General features: G+C 55.0%; 23 protein-coding genes. 10 read left to right on the top strand and 13 right to left on the bottom strand.

All coding sequences use genetic code 11. From position 1 onward, the window contains the following. Window positions 1–7: 7 nt before the first annotated feature. Complete coding sequence (locus ACN0V1_RS04555) at window positions 8–1,108, bottom strand: Leu/Phe/Val dehydrogenase (RefSeq protein WP_417543854.1); 1,101 nt, start codon at window positions 1,106–1,108, stop codon at window positions 8–10. 599 nt (window positions 1,109–1,707) lie between these two features. Here ACN0V1_RS04555 and ACN0V1_RS04560 point away from each other — a divergent pair. The 4 genes from ACN0V1_RS04560 (at window position 1,708) to ACN0V1_RS04575 (ending at window position 5,303) form a co-directional block, all read left to right on the top strand. After that, window positions 1,708–2,946: an alginate export family protein gene (locus ACN0V1_RS04560; protein ID WP_417543855.1), complete on the top strand. Its 1,239-nt coding sequence runs from the start codon at window positions 1,708–1,710 to the stop codon at window positions 2,944–2,946. A gap of 163 nt (window positions 2,947–3,109) precedes the next feature. After that, entirely contained in the window at window positions 3,110–4,180 is a 1,071-nt protein-coding gene (locus tag ACN0V1_RS04565; protein ID WP_417543856.1) for a mechanosensitive ion channel family protein, read from the top strand. 80 nt (window positions 4,181–4,260) lie between these two features. Beyond that, complete coding sequence (locus ACN0V1_RS04570) at window positions 4,261–4,995, top strand: AzlC family ABC transporter permease (protein ID WP_417543857.1); 735 nt, start codon at window positions 4,261–4,263, stop codon at window positions 4,993–4,995. After that, the gene (locus ACN0V1_RS04575; RefSeq protein WP_417543858.1) at window positions 4,992–5,303 is read left to right on the top strand and encodes an AzlD family protein; all 312 of its coding nucleotides are present in this window, start codon (window positions 4,992–4,994) and stop codon (window positions 5,301–5,303) included. The genes ACN0V1_RS04570 and ACN0V1_RS04575 overlap by 4 nt, the downstream gene beginning before the upstream one ends. Window positions 5,304–5,329: 26 nt before the next feature. Here the strand turns inward: ACN0V1_RS04575 and ACN0V1_RS04580 are convergent, their stop codons facing one another. After that, complete coding sequence (locus ACN0V1_RS04580; protein ID WP_417543859.1) at window positions 5,330–6,493, bottom strand: mechanosensitive ion channel family protein; 1,164 nt, start codon at window positions 6,491–6,493, stop codon at window positions 5,330–5,332. Between the two features lie 268 nt (window positions 6,494–6,761). Here ACN0V1_RS04580 and ACN0V1_RS04585 point away from each other — a divergent pair, with 268 nt between their 5' ends. After that, a complete protein-coding gene (locus ACN0V1_RS04585; RefSeq protein ID WP_417543860.1) occupies window positions 6,762–6,977 on the top strand; it encodes a dodecin in 216 nt (71 codons plus the stop codon). A gap of 39 nt (window positions 6,978–7,016) precedes the next feature. On the opposite strand, the gene ACN0V1_RS04590 is transcribed toward ACN0V1_RS04585, so the two are convergent. Together ACN0V1_RS04590 and ACN0V1_RS04595 are read right to left on the bottom strand one after the other, a co-directional pair. Continuing rightward, window positions 7,017–8,183 carry a GNAT family N-acetyltransferase gene (locus ACN0V1_RS04590; RefSeq protein ID WP_417543861.1) on the bottom strand — a complete coding sequence of 389 codons (1,167 nt, stop codon included), beginning with the start codon at window positions 8,181–8,183 and terminating at the stop codon, window positions 7,017–7,019. Window positions 8,184–8,240: 57 nt separating this feature from the next. After that, window positions 8,241–8,603, bottom strand: a complete 363-nt coding sequence (locus ACN0V1_RS04595) for a hypothetical protein (protein WP_417543862.1) — start codon at window positions 8,601–8,603, stop codon at window positions 8,241–8,243. Window positions 8,604–8,836: 233 nt separating this feature from the next. On the opposite strand from ACN0V1_RS04595, the gene ACN0V1_RS04600 reads away from it, so the two are divergent. From ACN0V1_RS04600 to ACN0V1_RS04620, 5 genes are all read left to right on the top strand, one after another. Next, entirely contained in the window at window positions 8,837–9,523 is a 687-nt protein-coding gene (locus tag ACN0V1_RS04600) for a response regulator transcription factor (RefSeq protein WP_417543863.1), read from the top strand. Continuing rightward, window positions 9,520–10,836: a sensor histidine kinase gene (locus ACN0V1_RS04605; RefSeq protein ID WP_417543864.1), complete on the top strand. Its 1,317-nt coding sequence runs from the start codon at window positions 9,520–9,522 to the stop codon at window positions 10,834–10,836. The genes ACN0V1_RS04600 and ACN0V1_RS04605 overlap by 4 nt, the downstream gene beginning before the upstream one ends. A gap of 19 nt (window positions 10,837–10,855) precedes the next feature. Further along, window positions 10,856–11,461, top strand: a complete 606-nt coding sequence (locus ACN0V1_RS04610) for a YigZ family protein (protein ID WP_417543865.1) — start codon at window positions 10,856–10,858, stop codon at window positions 11,459–11,461. 75 nt (window positions 11,462–11,536) lie between these two features. Then, entirely contained in the window at window positions 11,537–12,067 is a 531-nt protein-coding gene (locus ACN0V1_RS04615) for a DUF4136 domain-containing protein (RefSeq protein ID WP_417543866.1), read from the top strand. Window positions 12,068–12,123: 56 nt separating this feature from the next. Further along, window positions 12,124–12,480, top strand: coding sequence for a translation initiation factor Sui1 (locus ACN0V1_RS04620; protein WP_417543867.1), 357 nt, complete (start codon window positions 12,124–12,126; stop codon window positions 12,478–12,480). 212 nt (window positions 12,481–12,692) lie between these two features. Here the strand turns inward: ACN0V1_RS04620 and ACN0V1_RS04625 are convergent, their stop codons facing one another. The 9 genes from ACN0V1_RS04625 to ACN0V1_RS04665 all read right to left on the bottom strand — a co-directional run bounded on the left by ACN0V1_RS04625 (window position 12,693) and on the right by ACN0V1_RS04665 (window position 21,213). Continuing rightward, on the bottom strand, window positions 12,693–14,336 hold the full coding sequence (locus tag ACN0V1_RS04625) for a fatty acid--CoA ligase (protein WP_417543868.1): 1,644 nt from the start codon (window positions 14,334–14,336) through the stop codon (window positions 12,693–12,695). A gap of 129 nt (window positions 14,337–14,465) precedes the next feature. Next, entirely contained in the window at window positions 14,466–14,798 is a 333-nt protein-coding gene (locus ACN0V1_RS04630) for a Na+/H+ antiporter subunit G (RefSeq protein ID WP_417543869.1), read from the bottom strand. Between the two features lie 54 nt (window positions 14,799–14,852). After that, window positions 14,853–15,122 (bottom strand): K+/H+ antiporter subunit F, encoded by a 270-nt coding sequence (locus ACN0V1_RS04635; RefSeq protein WP_417543870.1) that lies wholly within the window; start codon window positions 15,120–15,122, stop codon window positions 14,853–14,855. Further along, the gene (locus ACN0V1_RS04640; protein WP_417543871.1) at window positions 15,119–15,607 is read right to left on the bottom strand and encodes a Na+/H+ antiporter subunit E; all 489 of its coding nucleotides are present in this window, start codon (window positions 15,605–15,607) and stop codon (window positions 15,119–15,121) included. The genes ACN0V1_RS04635 and ACN0V1_RS04640 overlap by 4 nt, the downstream gene beginning before the upstream one ends. Further along, entirely contained in the window at window positions 15,607–17,145 is a 1,539-nt protein-coding gene (locus tag ACN0V1_RS04645) for a monovalent cation/H+ antiporter subunit D (protein WP_417543872.1), read from the bottom strand. The genes ACN0V1_RS04640 and ACN0V1_RS04645 overlap by 1 nt, the downstream gene beginning before the upstream one ends. After that, on the bottom strand, window positions 17,142–17,510 hold the full coding sequence (locus ACN0V1_RS04650; RefSeq protein WP_417543873.1) for a Na+/H+ antiporter subunit C: 369 nt from the start codon (window positions 17,508–17,510) through the stop codon (window positions 17,142–17,144). The genes ACN0V1_RS04645 and ACN0V1_RS04650 overlap by 4 nt, the downstream gene beginning before the upstream one ends. After that, window positions 17,510–20,311: a monovalent cation/H+ antiporter subunit A gene (locus ACN0V1_RS04655; protein WP_417543874.1), complete on the bottom strand. Its 2,802-nt coding sequence runs from the start codon at window positions 20,309–20,311 to the stop codon at window positions 17,510–17,512. Before ACN0V1_RS04655 ends, ACN0V1_RS04650 begins: the two co-directional genes overlap by 1 nt. Window positions 20,312–20,707: 396 nt before the next feature. Continuing rightward, entirely contained in the window at window positions 20,708–20,872 is a 165-nt protein-coding gene (locus ACN0V1_RS04660) for a hypothetical protein (RefSeq protein ID WP_417543875.1), read from the bottom strand. Between the two features lie 62 nt (window positions 20,873–20,934). Further along, window positions 20,935–21,213, bottom strand: coding sequence for a helix-turn-helix domain-containing protein (locus tag ACN0V1_RS04665; protein ID WP_417544047.1), 279 nt, complete (start codon window positions 21,211–21,213; stop codon window positions 20,935–20,937). Window positions 21,214–21,328: the final 115 nt, after the last annotated feature.

Here is a 21,328-nt window from a genome sequence, read left to right on the forward strand (position 1 = left end):
CTGTTCGTTATCCCGCGTTGATGCGCTGCTCGCGCGCTGTCTCAGCTGCGCCGGAATGTTTCCGGAAGCGTTCTTCGGCAAGAATATTGGCAACTGCGCCTGTTGGCATGCCGCTGCGATCCGAGCGCGTGAAGATCTCGGAAAGCGTTTGGCCAATGCCCTCTACATGGGCCCGCACGGCTTCCGGGGACGCCCCTGTGCGCTCGTAGAAGATGTCGATGATGCCGCCGGCGTTAATGGCGAAGTCCGGAGCATAAAGAATGCCGCGGTCTTTCAGTGCCTGATCGTGATCCGGGCGCTGCAGGAGATTGTTGGCGGCGCCTGCAATGACAGTAGCGTCCAGGCGGGGAATGCTGGCGTCGTTTAGCACTGCACCCATGGCGCAGGGTGCGACCACATCTACCGGCAGGAACAGAATGTCGTCAGCCGAGGCGGCATGAGCGCCCAGCTCATCCACCGCACGCTGCATATTCTCCTGGTGAATGTCGTACACCCAAAGTTCTGCGCCGGCTTCTTTCAAGTGGCGTGCCAAGCGATAGCCCACGTTGCCAATACCCTGGATAGCAACCTTCAAACCGGTCAGGTCGTCGCGGCCAAGCTTGTGTTTCACCGCAGCCTTCAGGCCGACGAATGTGCCATAGGCTGTGGTAGGTGAGGGATCACCGTTGCTGGGCTGGCCGTCAAAAGCGGTACGTTCCACAATGCCGGCAACGTGCTTGGTATGCCGCCCCATGACTTTCAGGTCAGACACGCTGGTGCCGGAATCTTCGGCCGCAATGTACTGGCCGCCAAGGCCTTCCAGACGCTTGCCCATGGCTTCCAGCAAGACTTCACTCTTTTGCTTGCGAGGGTCGCCGATAATGACCGATTTGCCGCCGCCCAGATCCAGGTTGGCAAGCGCGGATTTGTACGTCATCCCCCGTGACAGGCGCAGTACGTCGCGTAAGGCTTCTTCATCGCTGGTATAAGGGAACATCCTGCAGCCACCCAAAGCGGGTCCGCGGGAAGTGTTGTGTATGGCAACAATGGCTTTGAGCCCGGTCTCGGGGTCGCAGAAAAAGGATAAATGTTCGTGGTTGTCAAATTCGGGATGGCTGAATACGTTCATGCGGTTTACCCCTCTTCCCTGGTGCTGATGGACTCAAACCTGTGGAAATGAAAGGCGATATTCATAACAGTTGGGCGCGGTTGTGCAGCGCACAAGACATCCTGGAGGCGTGCAGATACAGACATTTTGAAATCCTCTCCACTTGGCCGGATCTCGGCGGCAGTGGCGGTGTTGTTTTTGTCGCCCGGCTTGTGGCCGGCGTTTTGATTTCAGGTGCCCGGGTCTCCCCAAGGGGATTGCCCTTGTGGGGTCGGACTGGATATAAACTAATCGCTCTGGGCGGAGAGGTCAATTGCAGATGTGGGATCGCTCTTCGCTGACCTGTTGGTCCTGGGCGTCGGCGAGACTGGGCGCTCACCCCGGGATTGGGCAATCTACGCCCGGGAACAGGAGAGTGATACCAAGAAACACATACCACTATGGAGGTAGGTTGTTATATTTATGGGTATTTTTGTCTGTTGCATGCCATTTGTGGATGGTCAGAACTCTGGACTGACTTTCGTCAAGGTTGGTGCGATTTGATGCGCTCTAGACTCGCACAGCTTCATCCAATTCTGTTTGTCAGCAACCCGCTAGCCACCACACAAGGTGCAATACCGATGAAAAAACGATCACTGCTCTCCAGCTCGCGTGCCCGGAAACTGTCGCTGCCGGTTTTACCGCTCGGCATATTATTGGTCTCGACGGCGACTCCGGTCGCGTCGCAAAGCCTTACCGATGCGCTGACCTCTGGCATACCGTCGGCTGATCTCCGTTATCGCTACGAGTTTGTCGACCAGGACAACCCACTTGATAATGCCCAGGCTTCCACCGTCCGCACACGCCTGGGCTACCGCACTGCTCGGTATCAGGGGTTTGAGGTATTCATGGAGGCTGAGAACGTTACTGCAGTAGGTAATGAGAATTACAACAGTACTATCAATGGCACCGTTGACCATTCGGTGGTGGCCGACCCTACAGAAACCGAGGTCAACCAGGTATACCTGCGCTATCGCGGTCTGGCGGATACAACCTTGACCTACGGCCGTCAGCGTCTTGCGCTGGACAACCATCGCTTTATAGGCAACGTTGGTTGGCGCCAGAATGAGCAGACCTTTGACGGGTTCACCGCTATTAACACCTCGCTCAGGGATACACGGATAACGGCCGGCTATTTGTATAACGCCAATCGAATCTTTTCTGATGCGAGTCCGGTGGGGAATTTTGGCATGCGTGCTCCAGTGCTTAATGTCCGGTATGAGGGGCTGGCCGCAGGCACGGTAACGGGTTACGGCTACCTGCTGGACTTTACCGATTTGCCGTCGCTGTCTACTCAGACCTTTGGTCTGCGCTTCGATGGAGGAACGGCCATTACCGACGGGGCCAAGGCCCTTTACACACTTGAGTATGCGCGCCAGAGCGACTATGGGGACAATTCCCAAAGTTTTGACGTGGACTACTGGCTATTGGAAGCGGGGCTGGCGACCTGGGGCGTAACCTTTAAGGCCGGTATGGAGACCCTGGGCTCCGATGACGGCAAGGCCTTCTTCCAGACACCGCTGGCGACGCTACACGCCATGAACGGCTGGGCCGATCAGTTCCTGGTAACCCCGGTGGACGGTCTGCAGGATATCCATGCGTCTGTTGCGACTTCGGTCAACGGGGTCAAGCTGATAGTGGTCTATCGGGACTTCAGTAGTGATAGGAACAGTGTTGATTATGGCAGCGAACTCGGTCTTCAGGCGACCTATGCCTTTGATGAGAACTACAGTGTGGGTGCCAAGTTTGCCAGTTACTCAGCCGATGACTTTGGTGTTGATACGGACAAGGCCTGGTTATGGGCTGGAGTGAAGTTCTGATTTGCCACAATTGGTGTTAGCTTCAGGCCGGAAGACGGTCCCCAGGGATGGTTTTCCGGTTTTTCCGTTCCCCGCATGCCCCCCGCCATCACTTTCTTTTGCCACTGCCCGCAGTCATGCGCTAGTTTGAGGGTTTTGGAGTCATTGTCCGGGGGAGGACAGGATGTTGGAGTCTATCGAGGCCGGCCTCAGGGCGTGGCTGTTGCCGGGGGTATCGGCGTTACTGGCGCTGCTGGCAACCTACACTGCCTATCGGCTTGCGTTGGCACTGACGCGGCGATTTACCCGCTCCAAGGCCGTTCCCCGTATCTTTCTCGATGCCGCCGCGCGCGCTCTGGGCGTCGTTTTGTGTTTGCTGGTGCTGAACGGGGTTCTGGAAACCGCACCCGAAGATCTTCCCCTGCTGTCGGAACTCCAGCATCTCGCCACGCTATTGTTGATCCTGTCGCTAACCTGGGCGGCGGTGCGTTGCACCTCGGCCATCGGTGAGGTAATAGTCACGCTCAACCCGGTACTGGAAGGCCAATGGAAGCGTGCTCGCAAAGTTGAAACACAGACCCGCTTTCTTGTTCGTGGCCTCAACATCCTGATAGTGATCGTCGGGATGGGGACAGCCCTGATGACCTTTGATGGGGTGCGCCATGTCGGCGGGAGTTTGCTGGCCTCTGCCGGCATTGGTGGGATTGTTCTGGGTTTTGCGGCCCGTCCGGTGCTCGGTAACCTGCTGGCGGGCATGCAGATCGCGCTAACTCAGCCGTTCCGCATCGACGACGTACTCCATGTTCAGGGTGAGTGGTGCTGGGTCGAGGAAGTAACCGCCACCTATGTGGTGTTGCGGGTTTGGGATCTGCGGCGGTTGATCGTGCCATTGCAGTGGTTTATAGAGAACCCGTTTCAGAACTGGTCGCGAAATACGGCGGACCTGCTGGGCACTGTCTTTTTGTGGTTGGACTACGCCATACCGGTGGAGCCATTACGCGAGGAGTTTGCGCGCCTGCTCCGGCAAGCGCCTCAGTGGGACGGCAAGACAGAGACGGTGCAGGTTACTGACTCCAACGACCGGGCCTTACAGATACGCTTCCTGATGGGCGCCCCGGATTCCAGCCAGGCCTGGGACCTTCGGTGTGTTGTGCGTGAGGGCTTAGTAGACTTTGTTCAGAGCCAATATCCGGAATATCTACCTCGTGTTCGGGCGCGGCTGGTGGAGGACTCAGACATGGCCTCCGAGCAATAACCGGGCGCGGCTGCACTTGAGGTCCCTGCCTTCGGAAAGTACCTATACGCGTTTCCGTAAAACTTCCTTAGCTTGCGTAGATGATAAACACTGCACGTTCCTACCAGTTCCAGCCCGCGAAGGTTCGTTCCGAACTTATCCGGATGTTTCCTATTTCTCTGTTTGTGGTGGCATTTGGCGCCGCGTTCGGTCTTGCGGCTGTGCAGAAGGGGCTGGGCCCTCTCGAATCTTTGCTGATGAGTACTTTGGTGTTTGCGGGTGCCTCGCAGTTTGCCGCAATTGATATGTGGGGGGCTGAAGTCTCGGTTATTCCCGTTATGGTTGTAGTATTTGCTATTAATTCCAGGCACCTGCTGATGGGCGCTTCGCTTTATCCCATGCTGAAGGATGTTTCTCCCGCCAAACGCTACGGCCTTATGCTGCTGCTTACGGATGCCAACTGGGCTGTGTCGGCCCAGGAATACCAAAGCGGCAGGCGTAACCTTGAGGTGATTCTGGGCGGCGGGCTTGCGCTTTGGCTGGCCTGGATTGTCGGCACCTGGTTAGGCGTGTATTTCGGTGGGCTTTTACAGAACCCGAAAAGTCTCGGGATGGATATGGTGCTGGGCTGCTTTTTGTTGGCGATGGCGCTGGGCGGTAAGAAGAACCCCCGTGTGTTGGTGGCCTGGTCGGTTGCGGCCGTGGCGTCGATCGCTGCATGGAAGTGGCTGCCCGCTAACACGCATGTAGTGGCAGGGGCTGTTGCAGGCGGCTTGGTCGGCCTCTTCTGGATTGAAAAGAAGCCAGTTGATGAGGATGTGGAGGCGCCCGCATGACCATTGAAACCACTACAACCGGTGTCCTGGTGCTGATTCTGATCATGACGCTGGTTACGTTGGTAACCCGGTTCGGGGGCGTATTTATCATGTCCTATGTGCGGATAAACCCCCGCATTGAGAGCTTTATCAACACGATGGCCAGCTCCGTGCTCATCGCCATCATCGTGCCCATGGCATTTGGCGGTGATGCGGGCGCGCTCGCGGCCCTCATGGTTACTGCGGTTACCATGCTTGCCATCAAGAAGCCGCTGCCAGCCATTGCGGCAGGTATCCTCGCGGCTGCCTTTGTTCGATATTTCTTTTGAGTGATAAACCCGGTTGCATTGATTTATTATTTTTGGGAGTTGTCCTTGGGCCATTGCTTGATATACAAGTCCCGCTTGGCGTAAGGGATTTCCACGCCATGCTCATTGAATAATCTGTAGATGGTCATATGCAGCTCATGTGCAATCCGGCCGCGATCTTCCGGTTTGGTTATCCAGCACATTAAATTGAAGTCCAGGCTTGAGGCGCCAAAACCACGTAACCTGACTCGGGGCTCTGGTAGTTTGCATACTTCGTTGTGCTCTGTTCCTGCTTTTAATAATAGTCGAACCACCTGATCAGCGTCAGAGCCGTAAGCTACGCCAACTATGATGCGAATTCTCAGGCTCATTGGGCCACCGCTTTCATTAATAATTTTAGCGTTAGCAATGACCCCGTTGGGGATGGTGATCTCAACATCGTCACGGGTTAACAGGCGGGTGCTGCGTAAACCAATTGCACAAACCTTACCGCGCTCACCAGAGTCCAGATTGATGTAATCTCCGATTTTATAAGGTGCATCGGCAACAATAAAAAATCCGGAAAACAAATTGCCCAGCGTATCTTTGGCAGCGAACCCCAGGGCCAGGCCGACGATACCAGCTGAAGCTAGCCAGCCTACCGGGTTAACCCCCCAGATTATCAAAAGTACATAGCTGCCTATCATGATGCTGAGCAGTTTGCTGGTCAGATCCAGCAGTGGCACAGTGCGCGCATCAATCAGTTGAAAACGGTTTTCCCGACTCAGTGCTTGTAGCGCGAGTGTTGAGATTTTAATAACAGCGCCCATCCAGCTGGCGGTTATAAATGATAAGAATATTTTGATCAGTGTGATTCCACCTAAAGGCAGGTTAGCCACAACAACCGCTAGCGATAAGCCCAAAAAAAAGATCATGTTAAAAATGGGCTTGCGCAAATCTTTCATCACAGCATTGTCAACCGAAGGTCGTGTCAAGCCAGTGATTCGGCCTACAAGGTTGGCCAATAATGACCTGAAAGAAATGGCAATAATGTAGGACACAAGTGCAATTAGCAGAGCCCCCAAAATTGGGTGCTGCAAAATAAGTTGCCAGCTTGATTGAGCCGACTCAGGGAGTAGTTGGCTGATACCTTGCGCAATATCAGTTAAATAGGTTTCTATTTCTGAGGTCTGATCATCGGTAATGGCGGCAGTATCAGTATCGGCGGGCATCTGGTGCTCTCGTCATGGTGATTCTATTGCTGGAAATTCGAGAACGAACTGGCACATAAAATGATGTAGAAGTCGGTGAATTAGCTAAGCCGGCAGCGTCAATATCAATGTTTCTGGCTTCCACGAACGACTGTCTGCAAACTTGTAAAAAAAGCTTAGTCGAGCAACCTGCAGCCTGCCATGTAATATTTTGACTTCTGTGATTTGCCGGATAGCGGCTTGTCTTATAGGCTTTGGTTGAATGCCACCGAGTGCAAGGAGCTTTGTTATGTCCGATAACCACGTGTACAAGAAGGTTGAAATTGTCGGTTCGTCAGAGAAAAGCATTGAGGGCGCGATTGAAAATGCCCTTGCGGAATCTGCGAAGAGCATCCGCAATATGGAATGGTTCGAGGTAACTGAAACCCGTGGACACATTGTTGATGGCAAGGTTGGCCACTATCAGGTATCGCTGAAGATAGGTTTCCGTATCAAAGACAGCTGACTTGGATGCGGAGCAGGGCGGCGCCCGAAGGGTAGCCTCTCAGGCTCCGTCGTTTTGCCGGAACGGCAGCACCGTTTTGGCGTCTTCGTAGTAAGCCATCACCTGTTCTGCCTCCTCCCGTGTGAAGACTTCAATCGCGTCATGAAATCCCGGGTGGGCGATCCCGTGCCATGAATGCGTGAGCACCGGCTCAAAGCCGCGCACCAGTTTGTGTTCGCCCTGCGCACCCGCGTCGAAGATTTGAAGGCCCAGATCAATCGCCAGCTCAATGCCCTGGTAGTAACAGGTTTCAAAGTGCAGGTGGTTGTATTCTTCAAGGCAGCCCCAGTAACGGCCGTAAAGTGTGCTCTTTCCACTCAGAAACAATGCGCTGGCAATCATTTTTCCGTCTTTTATGGCCATGATCACATGCAGGTGCTCGGGCATGGTCTGTCGTATCTGTTCAAAGAACTGCCGGGAAAGGTAGGGGTGCTGCCCGCGTTTCAGGTAAGTGGCCCGGTAGAACACATAGAAAGCTGCAAGAACGTGATCGGGGAGATCCCGGCCATGGAACCGGGTGAAGGAAATCTCCTGTTCAGCTACCTGGCGGCGCTCCTTGCGAATGGATTTTCGCTTGCGTGAGGTGAGTCGGCCCAGAAAGTCCTCGAAGCACCCGTAGCCTTGGTTGTGCCAGTGGAACTGGCAGCCAATGCGATGTAGCTGCTCATCTTGCTGGAGCAGTTGCTGATCCTCTGCGCTGGGAAATAAAAGGTGCCACGAGTGAGCGCCAAGGTGGCCGACGAGGGTGTCCAGAAGGTTGTGAATCTGGCGGGGATTGAGCGCATTTCGCAATTGCGGATCAAGCAGCAACCGCGGCCCCTGGGAAGGTGTAAAAGGCACAGCTATCAGGAGTTTTGGGTAGTATTCCATGTCGTAGCGGCGGTATGCGTCCGCCCAGGCCCAGTCAAATACGTACTCGCCCATTGAGTGTGACTTGAGGTAGGCGGGCGCGACACCGGCAATCTCGCCTTCCGTCCGGAACACAAGATGGCAGGGCTTCCAGCCGGTATTCTCGCTGGTGCAATGGGAGCTTTCCAGCGCTTCGAAAAACTCGTAACGTAAAAACGGGTTGTCGGTGCCTGCCAGCCGCTTCCAGGTTTCCCGGGGGATATCGGAAAGGGAATGGCAGGCCTCAAGTGTTATGTTTGGAATAGCGGGTTTTGACATGGCTGGGGCGTACTCCTTGATCGCTCCCGATACCTTACGTCAAAACCCGGTTTGTGATCACTTCTTCAACTGATCGCAGCGCTTTTTCATCTTTTCCTGCATGTTTTCCATACGCTTGTCGTGCTGCTCGCGTTTTTCTTCGTGCATCTCGTTCCAGATTCCACGCTGTTCGTCGTTCAGTTTCAGGCGCTCAGCCATGGCTTCCCGTCGCTCGGCCATTTCTTCCTGGCGTTCTGCTTTGTTAAAGGGCCCTTTGCCTTCGCGCATGTTGTCGCACATTTCAGCCATGTCGCGCTGATTACCGCGCTGGCCGTCGCCATGGTTGCCGGAAGAGTTGCCTGCCATCAAAGCAGGACTGGCTGTAAACAGGGCGGAGGCCAGGATGCCGGCGGCAATGATGGATGATTTACGTTTGCTCATGGTATTTCCTCTTTCAGTGAAGTTGCTGCTTGGCCGGTTGCGGCAGAAGCATGATTCACCGTTATGGTACTTGGCGTCCTGGTAAACGAGCGTCAACGCTATGTAAAGGTTCTGCAAAGAAGCGCACGCCAAAGTCAGCAGGTTCCGGGGCCCGTGTTAGACTTCGGGGAACACGCTTTGCACACATCAATTGAGCAAATCCGGTTAGCGCAAACCCTGTTTAGAGAGAAACGATGCAGAACAGAGTCCTTCTGGTAGAAGACGATGACGAGCTCCGCGAGCTGCTTGCCCGCTATTTAAGCGGCCAGGGGTTCACCGTGCGCGAAGCTGCCAATGGTAAGGACGGCTTGGCGCTGGCGCTCGGGCAGCGTTGCGATATTGTCGTGCTGGACATTATGCTGCCTGATATCAATGGCCTTGAGGTGTTGCGTGAACTGCGCTCGGCAACTCACCTGCCCGTCGTATTGCTGACCGCCCGGGGCGATGAAACAGATCGCATTGTGGGGCTTGAAGTCGGTGCGGATGATTATATTCCCAAACCCTGTAATCCCCGTGAGCTGGCAGCTCGGCTTCAAGCGATATTGCGCCGGGTGGCCTGGGATCAGAAGGCGGAAGTAGAGGAGGCACGGCACTATGGCGACCTGCGGATTGAGTTGGTTCGCCGTCGTATTTACCAGAATGACGAGCCGCTGGAACTGACAGCCACCGAATACGAAATTCTGCAGGTGCTACTGGCCCATGCTGGCAGTGTGGTGCGCAAAACAGACCTGATGCAGTGGGCGCTGGGTCGCCGCCTGGAAGCCTTTGATCGCACATTGGACATGCATATTAGTAATCTTCGCAAGAAGCTGGGCAACGAGGACACGCCAAGGATTGAGACAGTACGTGGTCTCGGTTACAGCTATCGGGTGCCGGTATGACGCGCCGGCTGATAGTGCCGCTTTTCTGGCGGATTTTCCTGCTGATCTGGCTGGCTATGGCAGCAGCAATGATCGTGAGCGGCCTGGCCTCCAGCTTCTTACTGGATCGCGAACGCGCTGGCATCGAGCGCCAGCTTGAGTTACGGGATCTTGGATTTGAGGTGGCCTCCATCCTTGATACCCGAGGGCGCCGAGATGCTTACAGGTTCCTGAAGTCACAGGGTGACGAGCTGGGGCTGCACCTGATGATGATTGGTTCCGATGATGACAACCGCTTGCCTGCGGCCATCCGCTCTCGGATCAAATCCGGGTGGTATCGGCAAAAGCCCGCCATTGTTGATGTCGGTGAGGGGTACCGTCTGGTTGCCTGGCCCAAAATGCACGGGGAAGGCTGGCTGGAACCCCCGGTTTTCCGGTTTATGGAAATGGGGCTGGCATTTGTTCTGATCACTTTGGCTTGTTGGTTAATTGCGCGTTTTGTGTCGCGCCCCATGAGGCATATGGAAACTACCGCACAGGCCATCGCGGGTGGTAATACAGAATTGCGGGTTGATGAGCGCATAGCGGCCCGGCGGGACGAGGTGGGACAACTGGCGACGGCGTTTAACGCGATGACGGATCAGCTTTGTACTCTGTTGGAGCGGCAGAAACATCTGTTGCGGGACATATCCCACGATTTGCGAACGCCGCTGGCGCGTCAGCGCGTAGCCATTGAGCTGGCCAGCGAAGGCGGCGTAGAGGGCGAGCTGATGGCCAGTATTCTCCGCCAGAATGAGCGCCTCGACACCATGACAGGGCAGATCCTGACGTTATACCGGGTGACCGAGCAGGGTGGTGATATAGCGCGAAAGCCAGTGCGGCCCGTGGATGTGTTGAATCACGTGTTACGGGATTCGGCAGAGTATGCAGAGCACCGCAGTGTGGATTGTAAACTGGTATCAATGCCCGAGAGCGCTGGCGTGTCTGTGCTGGGCGATGCCGGCCTGTTACAACGGGCGTTTGATAATATTCTGCAAAATGCGCTGGATTATACCCCTCCGGGCAAGGTGGTTCATGTTGCGCTTACGGTGTCTGCGGGTTGGATAAACCTGATGATCGAAGATGAAGGCCCAGGTGTCGCAGATGAAATCCTCGGCCATCTCTTTGAGCCTTTTTTCCGGGGTGACAAGTCCCGGGGAGGCGAAGGGTGGGGATTAGGGCTGGCGATCGCCAAAGACATTATTCTGGCCCATGACGGTGAGATCACCGCAAACAATAGCGAACGCGGAGGTTTACAGATCGTAGCCCGGTTACCGGTATTTGCGGCCGATTAATGAAAACACAGGCCTGTTCATGAAAAAAGATTACCCGGTACCTGCCGGTTACCTAGAGCGTGAAACCGGTGTGAAAAAAAGCCGTTTCATTGCCCGGGTTGCGCCGGTGAGTACCCGGGATGAGGTAAAAGGCTGGCTTGAAAAGGCACGTCAGGATCATCCCGATGCACGTCATATCTGTTGGGCTTACCAGATCGGACGCCCCGGCTCTGCAGCGGAAGCCGCCATGAACGATGATGGCGAGCCTTCCGGTACTGCAGGCAAACCAATTCTCAATGTGATTCAGCACAAGGATATGGGCGACGTTCTGGTCATGGTGATCCGTTATTTCGGTGGCATCAAACTGGGCGCCGGAGGGCTTGTGAGGGCATACGCTGGCGCGGCTGAAAGTGTGTTGTCAGAAGTGGGCAGGATTTTCCACAAACCGGTTTGTCCCGCAAACGTTAAGATGGGTTTTGCCGATGAGCAACCGCTGCGACACTGGTGTGATGTTAATGCGGCTGAGCTGGAATCAATCGACTATGGCAATTCGGTAACCGCCCGAGTTCTCGTTCCGGACGATCAAGCGGAAACGTTCACGGCCTTTTGTGATGCTCATAAACTGGATTACAGTTTTGAAACATGAGCGGGCAAAAACGCATCGGATAAGTGTCTTGTGCGTATACTGGTATCAGGATTCCAGGAAATTAAGGAGTAGGCAATGGCTCGTCTTCTGATGGCAGCGCTGGTGGCACTGGCAATGACCGGGTGTGCCAGTAACGTGGTGACTGATTACAACTCCGCGGTGGTTTTCGGCGACTATTCGTCCTGGGCCTTTGCGCCCGGTGCCGGCAATTCCTCGTTTGTTTCACTGGATGGAAATCGTGTTCAAAACGCGGTTGAGCGTGAGCTGAATCGTAAGGCATTGCGCAAGGTACCGGAGCCGGAAGCAGACATTCTGGTGAACTGGCAGATTGTGGAAGAGGATCGTCTCGAGCATTCGGGTGTGGGTCTTGGCTTTGGCTATGGTATAGGTAACTTTGGCTGGGGGCTCTCGGCACCGCCTCCTGTGCGGGAAGTGAAAGAAGGAAAGCTGGTGGTTGAGCTGGTAGACAAGAGCACTGAAGAAGTTGTCTGGCGCGCCGCCAGCCGTCGCTACCTCAACGAAAACCAGTCTCCCGAAACCCGCAGCAAGCTGATTGACGAAGTGGTTGCGGATATGTTCACCAAGTATCCTCCTGATCCCGATTGAAATAACCGGGGCTCGTTTGGGAACATAGCTCCAGAGTCCCTGCATACGGAGGATAAATGGCGAAGCGATCGACAGGCGGTTTAGTGTTTTCAACGGAGCAGGGGCGAATGTGCCCCGAATGCCGCAACCCGGTTTCTGACTGCACCTGCAGCCAGGCTCAACGCCCGGAAGGTGATGGCGTTGTGCGGGTAAGCCGCGAGACAAAGGGGCGCAAAGGAAAAGGCGTTACTCTGATTACCGGCATCCCCATGGATGAGAAAGAGCTCAAAGCCTACGCCAAAGTACTGAAAGCAAAATGCGGCACTGGTGGCACGGTGAAAGAGGGCGTTGTTGAAATCCAGGGTGACCAGCGGGATCTGCTTGTGCCACTCATGGAGCAGCAGGGCTGGGTGGTAAAGCGCTCCGGTGGCTGAAATATCCGTGTTTAGCGCTTTTTCCTGACGTAAAGCATCTTGTCGCCTGTGCGGATTGCCTCAAGCCTCTCTTCTGTCGGAGTTTCGACATCACGATAGTCAGGCTCTTTTGTAGCAGTGAGTTGAGAAAGGTTTGAGGCAGGGGATTATACGGTGAAAAACAAAAATGGCCCGCAGGGAAACCTGGCGGGCCATTGCGGTATCAAATCGGTTTACTGCAACTGGTCACGGATCAGCTTTTTGTTGATCTTCCCGACGCTTGTTTTCGGGATGTCTTCAACAAAGTCAATCTCGCTGGGGATCGCCCACTTGTTGATCTCTCCGCTATCAACATGTTTCTGCAGGTGGCTCTGTATATCTTCCAGCGTTGCCTTCGCGCCTGGCCTCAATGTGATGAGAGCATAGGGCCTCTCTCCCCACTTTTCGTCCGGAATGCCTACAACAGCAGTGCCTTCTACAGCCGGGTGCTGGCTGATCAGGTTTTCCAGATCCAGGGATGAGAGCCACTCGCCGCCTGTTTTAATCACGTCCTTGATGCGGTCCTTGATGGTGAGCGTGTTATTTGGCTCAATGGAGGCAACATCCCCCGTGTGCAACCAGCCGCCTTCCCAAAGCTCTTCACCTTTGGCGGGTTCTTTGAAATAACTCTGGGTGAGCCAAGGGGCTCGAGCAACCACCTCACCTTTGGCTTCGCCGTCATGAGCTACTGGGTTGCCGGAAGGGTCAACAATCTCCAGCTCTACCATAGGGACTGCAATGCCGGTTTTGATCCGTTTGGCGGTTTGCTGCTCAAGCGACAGCTCCAGATCTTCGGGCTTCAGATGGGTTGCGCTGAGCAAAGGGCAGGTCTCTGACATGCCATAGCCGGTGTACATGCGGATGCCCAGTTTGGCGGCTGCATCGCACAGGCCTTTGGTCATCGCGCTGCCACCAATCAGTACGTGCCAGTTGCTCAGATCTGCTGTCTTGATGGACTCTGTGCCCATCAGCATCTGCATGATGGTTGGAACACAGTGTGAGAAAGACACCTTGTGCTCCTTGATCAGATCAACCAGTAATTCGGGCTCATAGCGGCCAGGGTAAACCTGTTTGATGCCCATCATGGTGGCCGCGTAAGGAACACCCCAGGCGTGAACGTGGAACATGGGTGTCACCGGCATGTACACCGACGATGAGCGCAGTAGTGGCATTTCATCGTAGGCGGAAAGCGATCCGGTCATTGCCAGTGTATGGAGCACCAGTTGGCGATGGCTGAAGAACACGCCTTTCGGGTTGCCGGTGGTACCCGAGGTGTAGAAGGTCGTTGCGACGCTGTTCTCGTCGAAATCCGGGAAGTCGAACTCTGCGGCGGAATTGGCCAGGAGTGTTTCGTACTCGCCAAGGGTATCAAGCCGCGTATCTTTTGCCGTTTTCTCATCACTGAGTTGGATATAGATTTTGACCGTTTTGATGTCGTCACGAGCGGCTTCAAGAACGGGCAGGAAGTCGTCGTGCACCAGCACAACGTCGTCTTCGGCGTGGTTCATGGTGTAAACAATCTGATCCGGTGACAAACGCACGTTTATGGTGTGCAGCACGGCACCCATCATGGGGATCGCGAAAAAACATTCCAGATAGCGGGGCGTATCCCAGTCCATTACCGCGACCGTATCGCCTGGCTTCACGCCAGCATCGGAGAGGGCGTTGGCAAGGCGGTGAATGCGTTCTACCAGATCGGTGTAAGTGTACTTGCTGCGGTTGGCGTATACGATTTCCTGGTCCGGAGAATACCTTGGCCCTGAAAGCAGCAGCTGTTTGATCAGCAGAGGGTATTGGTGGGCATTTTTCGCCGCCGGTAAAATTTGTGTCTTTACCATGTCTGTAATCCTCTTTCCCGGTTGTTGGTTTTGTCTGAGAAGTTGGCTGAATCTGACATAAACTGAGTGAAGCCGGAAGCTTGCATCACTATTCCGTTGGCACCCGAGAAACCTTGTTCCACGGTGGGGTTACTGTTCCCACGGATTGCCTTCAGTGCTTTCCACGGTTTTCACACCGATGTGCATGGCCGCTTTGGCCAGCATGTTGGCACTCACCGGTGCGGTCATCAGCAAGAAGACCGTGATCAGGATTTCGGAAATGTCGATATCCTCGCCCATGGCGCTGAAATAGATAACGGAGCTCAGCATGATGGCACCGACGCCGACGGTGGTTGCTTTGGTTGGCCCGTGCAGCCGGGTGTAAAAGTCCGGTAGCCGGGCAAGGCCAATGGCGCCAACCAACGTAAAAGCACCACCAAACAACAACAGGGCTGAGATGGCGTACTCTGCGAATGGGCTCATGAGTTGTCTCCTCCAGACATAGGCAGATAATAGCTGATCGGTTGTGCCGGATTGTTATTCAATGACGCTACCCCGCTTCAGATACTTGGCCATGGCTACCGTGCTGACAAACCCCATAACCGCAATCAACAGGGCTGACTCCAGGTACATGCGCGTTCCCAGCGTAATGCCGAGCAGAATGATCAGGGCAATGGCGTTGATATAGAGGGTATCAATCGCCAGAACCCGGTCAGGTTCGTCCGGACCTTTTATTAAACGGTATACGTTGAGTAGCGCTGCCAGCGTCACCATGACAATGGTGAGGTTCAAGGCAATCGTGATCATTGGAACATCTCCATCAACGGCTTTTCGTAGCGGTTATGAATAGTATCAATAACCTCCTGATCACTGGTGGCATCCAGCGCATGGATCAGCAGAGTCGTGTTGTCATCGCTTATATCGGCGCTGACAGTTCCGGGAGTGAGTGAAATGGTGCTGGCCAGAATGGATATTGCCAGCGGGTGTTCAAGCTTTAGCGGGTAACTGACAAAAGCCGGCCGAGGCTTGCGTGGGCTGAGGATCAGCCAGGCCACAGAAAAACTGGCTGCGACAATATCCCCCAGCACCCGCAGGATGTAGGCGGGCATACGCCAGGTTTTTACAAAGACGGGGCGCTCGGGCCAGAACCGGTGAGTCATCTGAGGGATCAGCCAGGCCAGGATAAACCCGAGGACGACACTGCCACCGGATACGCCGTCGCTGAGTATCTGCCATGTGGTGAACAGAATAAGGCTGAGCCAGGGTTGAGGAAAACTCAGGCGGTCAAACATCAGTTTATCTCCCCGACCAAAGGATTCTGCGGAATATGCACAGGCGTCTGAAGAATATTGATATAGCCCTGATTATCGTACAACTGCTCAGCCGTGGCACGGGTGTAGTCACTCACAGGCCCAGCCAGAACCACGATTAGCATGGTGAGGCAGGTCAGAATGCCAGTGGAGATCGAAACCCGGTTGTTCAAGGGCTCCGGCGTTTCCAGGTGGCCATCCACGTTCCACCAGAAAACGATACTTCCGGCGCGGCTGTAGGCAATAAGCGTAAGAAAACTGCCAACCAGCAGAACACCCCATAGCCATGCCATTTCGACACCAGGCTCAACCGACTGGAGAATCAGCAGCTTGCCGAAAAAGCCGCTCAGGGGCGGTAAACCGGCAGCGGCCACAGCGCCGATAAGAAATAACACGCTCAGGAAAGTCCGGTGGCGCATTTTTGGCGCCGTGACGATGTTGTCAGAGGCCAGACCTCTCTGGTTTGCGACCAGTTCGGAAACCAGAAACAAAGCGGCTACTGTCCAGGTAGTGCTGACCAGATAGAACAGAGCGGCCGACAGACCAGCCACAGAACCGAGTGCGATGGGCGCAAGCAGGGTTCCTACAGAAATAATAACCTGCCAGGCCACCAGGGTTTTCAGGGTGTCGGCGCCAAGTGCCCCTATAACACCCATGCTGAGGGTTATCAGGGCCAGCGGGAAGAGCCAGTCCATACCCAGATTTGCAAGCTCTCCGGCACCTTCCCCGAAGATCAACGGGTAGATTCGTACAATGGCGTAAATGCCCACCTTGGTCATAATCGCAAACAATGCAGCAACGGGCGCAGTTGCCCTGGCGTAGGCTTTGGGCAGCCAGAAACACAGGGGCAGAATCGCGGCCTTCAAGCCAAAAACCACAAGCAACATCATGCCGCCTGCCTTCACGAGGTTCAGGTTGCTGCCGGTAACCTGCGGAATTTTCACTGCAAGGTCTGCCATGTTCAGGGTGCCGGTAACGCTGTAAATCATGCCGACGCTGATCAGGAACAGGGCTGAACCCGCCAGGTTCAAAACGACGTAGTGAAGCCCGGGCACCGTGCGTGTGGTGCCGCCGCCGTGCATGAGCAACCCGTAAGAGGCAATAAGCAGAATCTCAAAGGCAACGAACAGGTTGAACAGATCGCCGGTCAGGAAGGCAATGTTCAGACCCATCAGTTGGAACAGGAACAGTGCATGGAACTGCCGGTTCCCCTCGTCTGCTCCGCCACTGGCGTAGATGTGGCAAAACAGGCCGAGAACCGCTGTCAGCAACAGCATCAGCGCCGCCAGCCGGTCGAGAACCAGAACGATCCCGAAGGGAGGTTGCCAGTTGCCAAACGCATAAATGCGATAGCTGTCATCGCTGGCAAGCATCATTAGAACAACCGCGGACACCAACATCAGCACAGTGGTGGCAATTGCCAAGGTTCGGCGCAGGCTGATCGGGGCGTAGCCCATGAATACCTGCAGAATGCCACCGAGCAGCGGAATCAGAATTGGAGCGATAAGCCAGTGAGTCATTTACTGCTTACCTCCTGTTCGTGTTTCGATGGTGGTGAAGGTTTTTCACGCTGGCCATCCACATGATCGTTTTCGTTGTCTGCAAGGTTGCGCAGAGCCAGTACAACCAGAAACGCGGTCATGGCAAAACCGATAACGATCGCGGTGAGCACCAATGCCTGGGGTAAAGGGTCAGAATAATTTGAAGCGGTTCCAATGACAGGTTGCTGGCCGGTCGCGAGGCGCCCGGTTGCAAACAGGAAAAGGTTTACGCCATAGGAAAGCAGTGTCAGCCCCATAATGACAGGGAAGGTGCGGGCGCGTAGCAGCAGATATACGCCGGATGCCGTCAGGGCACCGATAACCAGTGCAAATAGCAGTTCCATTACACGCCCTCCTTTTTGCTCTTGATGGCTGAATGAGGCGACAGCCGGCCAATGCTGACCAGTGCCAGCAAGGTCGCACCAATCACCGCCAAGTAAACGCCCAGATCAAACACCAGCGCCGAGGCAACCTCGAATTTCCCCACCACAGGCCAGTTGATATACCCAAATGCGGATGTCAGGAAGGGGTAGCCGAAGGCCAGGCTTCCGGCACCGGCAATGGTCGCAAACAGCAAACCGAGACCAATAACGTTGTGGTAACGGAATGGAATACGATCCTGTGTCCAGATCATGCCGCTGGCGATGTACTGAAGGATCAGTGCCACCGAGGTAATCAGGCCAGCAATAAAACCACCCCCGGGCAGATTGTGCCCGCGCAGAAAAATATACGCAGACACCATGAGCGCCAGGGGCAGCATGGGCCGGGCAATCTGCCTTAGCATCAGTGGGTAATGATCCCGGGTCCAGGTATGGCCCAGGCCGTCTCCCGGCGGTGGCGTGAGTGCGGTGTTTTTCAGCATGGCGTAAATGCCAAGCGCTGCAATGGCCAGCACGGTAATCTCGCCTAAGGTATCGAAACCACGGAAATCGACCAGAATCACGTTAACCACGTTGGTTCCGCCACCGCCCGGCTTGCTGTTTTCCAGGAAAAACTCAGAAATGGAGCTGAATGGCTGAGTCAGCATGGCCAGGGTCACCAGGGTCATCCCGACACCTGCAGTCAAGGCGATCAGAATGTCGCGGGCACGCTGCATTTTTGAGCTCTCGAGGGGTGTCCAGGAAGGCATGTAATAGAGCGCCAGCATCAACAGAACAATGGTGACCACTTCCACCGAGAGCTGAGTCATGGCCAGATCCGGTGCAGAGAAACGGGCGAACGTCAGCGCCACAATCAGGCCAACAACACTCAGGAGCACCAGCGCGTAAAAACGCTCCCGGTGCCAGAGCGCTGTCGCCAGCGTAGAGACAATCAGCATGCCTGCGGCAATCGCCGTGGGCCAGTCCACTGGGCTCAGCCCGTTCTCACCAATATAGAACCCACTCTGTGCAAGCGGCAATGCGGCTACTGCAATCACGCTGATTACGAGAAGCATGGCATAGCGCTGGAGAGAACCATTTTCGATCCACCCGGTGAAACGGTGAGCCAGGTTTACGAACTCTGAAACCACGGCTTCAAATACAGCCTTCCCGTCAACTTCCCCGAAACGGGCATGGAAGTCGAAAAAGCGTTGGCGCTGGCTGTACATCAGCAGGCCACCAAAGAAGGCCAAAAAGCTCATCAGCAAAGGCAAGTTAAAGCCATGGAGAACGGCCAACTGATAGTCGGGTACATCACCGCCGAGGGTGGCAGATGCCGCAGAGAATAATAGCGGCCCTACGGAAATGGCCGGGAACACGCCCACCATGATGCATGCGAACACCAGAATCTCCACCGGAAATTTCATGTATCGTGGTGGTTCGTGAGGCGGGTATATGGGCAGATCCACAGGTTTTCCGTTAAAGAAAACATCGTGAATGAAGCGGGCTGAGTAGGCAACCGCAAAGATGCCCGCCAGGGTTGCAATAATCGGAGGAACCCAGGCCCAGAGGCCAGGCAGATTGAGCTGCAGGGACTCGGCAAAGAACATTTCCTTACTGAGAAAGCCGTTGAGCAGCGGAACACCTGCCATGGATGCTGCGGCAACCATCGCAAGGGTGGCTGTATGGGGCATGTAGCGCCAGAGCCCGTTGATCCGGCGCATATCGCGAGTGCCGGTTTCATGGTCAATGATACCGGCGGCCATGAACAGTGATGCCTTGAAGGTGGCGTGGTTGATCACGTGGAATAGTGCAGCGATGGTGGCCAGTTGTGTACCCATACCAAGCAGCAGGGTGATCAGGCCCAGGTGGCTTACGGTTGAATACGCAAGTAGTCCTTTAAGATCATGCTTGAACATGGCGATATAGGCGCCCAGTAACAGGGTGGCCATGCCGGTGAAACTGACCATGTAAAACCATTGCTCGGTTCCTGCCAGAGCCGGATAAAGACGCGCCATCAGAAATATGCCCGCTTTTACCATGGTGGCAGAGTGCAGGTAAGCAGAGATCGGCGTGGGTGCCTGCATGGCATGGGGTAGCCAGAAATGAAACGGGAACTGGGCGGACTTTGTAAAGGCGCCGAGCAAAATCAGGGCCAGTGCAACCGGATACAGCGCGTGTGCTTTGATCTGGTCGCCGGCGGCGAGCACATCGTCCAGCTCAAAGCTGCCAACAATATTGCCGATGAGAAGAATGCCGGCCATCAGAGCCAGGCCACCGCCCCCGGTTACGGCCAGTGCCATCCGGGCGCCGCGCCTTGCATCCTGTTTGTGAGTCCAGAAACTGATCAGCAGGAACGAGGTCAGGCTGGTGAGTTCCCAGAAAATGAGCATCAAAAGCAGGTTGCCGGAGAGCACGATGCCCAGCATCGAACCTTTGAAGCACAGGAGAAGGGAGTAGAACTTGGCTACATTTTCATTGGCTTTCAGGTAGTAGTGGGCATAAAGAATAATCAGGAGGCCGATGATCAGTATCAGCAATGCGAACAGCAGTGCCAGGCCATCAAGACGAAAACTGAAAGAGAGCCCGAGAGCAGGCAGCCATTCGTAGCTGTGCAGAACGGTGCCGCCTGCCGAAAGAACAGACCAGTGTGGAAACAGCGCCGCCAGTGCAATCAGTGCCGGGACAGATGATGCTATTGCGATAGCCGTTCGCCCGCCTTGGGCAAACAGGGGGGCGGCTATGGCCCCCAGAAACGGCAGTAGTACAACCAGCGGTAGCGACATCGCAGCCTCGTTAGCGGATTTCTTTTGTTATGAATGGGGATAGCATATGAGTCTGAGTCTAGTCTCCGGTGCGCCACCCTGCATAAGTCGCCTTGAGACGATAATGGCTGGCGCCAGGAGTTGGATCAGCGGGAGGCCGGCGGGTCCGGGAAGTACGGTAAACGCCCGCGATGCCGCGCGATGTCAGCGGTAATAGGGGGGCGGTTGATCTGCTTGCAGCCGAAGGACCTTGCGGTCATGGTTGTTCCGTTGTTAAAGCCTGGAAACTGATGATACGTGCCCGGGCTCGCAGGTCAAGTCAACTTGTGATCGATCAAGTGCAGAAGTGATATTTAAAAGTGACGTGGAAGGGCACTATCAGGCCATTTTCTGCCACCCCTTTGGGTCATCCGGCAGTCACCTGACGGATTTCAGAGCGTTAAAAATAGCGTCGGCTTCGGCAGCCAGCACCTGATTGCGCAGGCTATTACCTTGCCGGTTGGCTTGCTCGATCTGTTCAAGCTTCATTGTGTACAGCCGGTTAAGAACTTCAACCCGGGTTTGTTGAGCGGTTGCGTTCATTGTATTTCTCTCCAACGTGACACCTGTCAGTAAACTTTACGAAAATATCCAGCCAGTGGATGTCAAGGTAGTACGATGCATAACCCGGGCCAAGCGGTCACCGCTATGCTAACGACCGAACCGCGACCTGCAGGCGCCGGGAGCAAGCCCGGGACGTCCTCTACCGGCAACCGAGTGTTCTCCAGGGCCTGTCTTGCAGCCTCCGCTCTTATAGCCTGAAGGTAACCCGTCGGGGTGTCTCCCGTTGCCAACTTGAATCGCCTGATCAGCGAACGTGTAGTCAGGCCACTTAAAGCGGCAAGAGATTGCAGGTTTACAGCTTCACCATAATGCTCCTCCAGCCAGTCCTGGGCAGTGGCACCAGCATCGCCCTGGCGTTAGTCAACAAAGTGGCAAATATCACCATAATTATGTCTTAAACGCCGGTTCCCAGAAAAACCCGGTTATGAGAGCCTG

The sequence above is a fragment of the Marinobacter sp. genome (assembly GCF_048266785.1).
In the GTDB taxonomy this organism is placed as follows: Bacteria; Pseudomonadota; Gammaproteobacteria; order Pseudomonadales; family Oleiphilaceae; genus Marinobacter.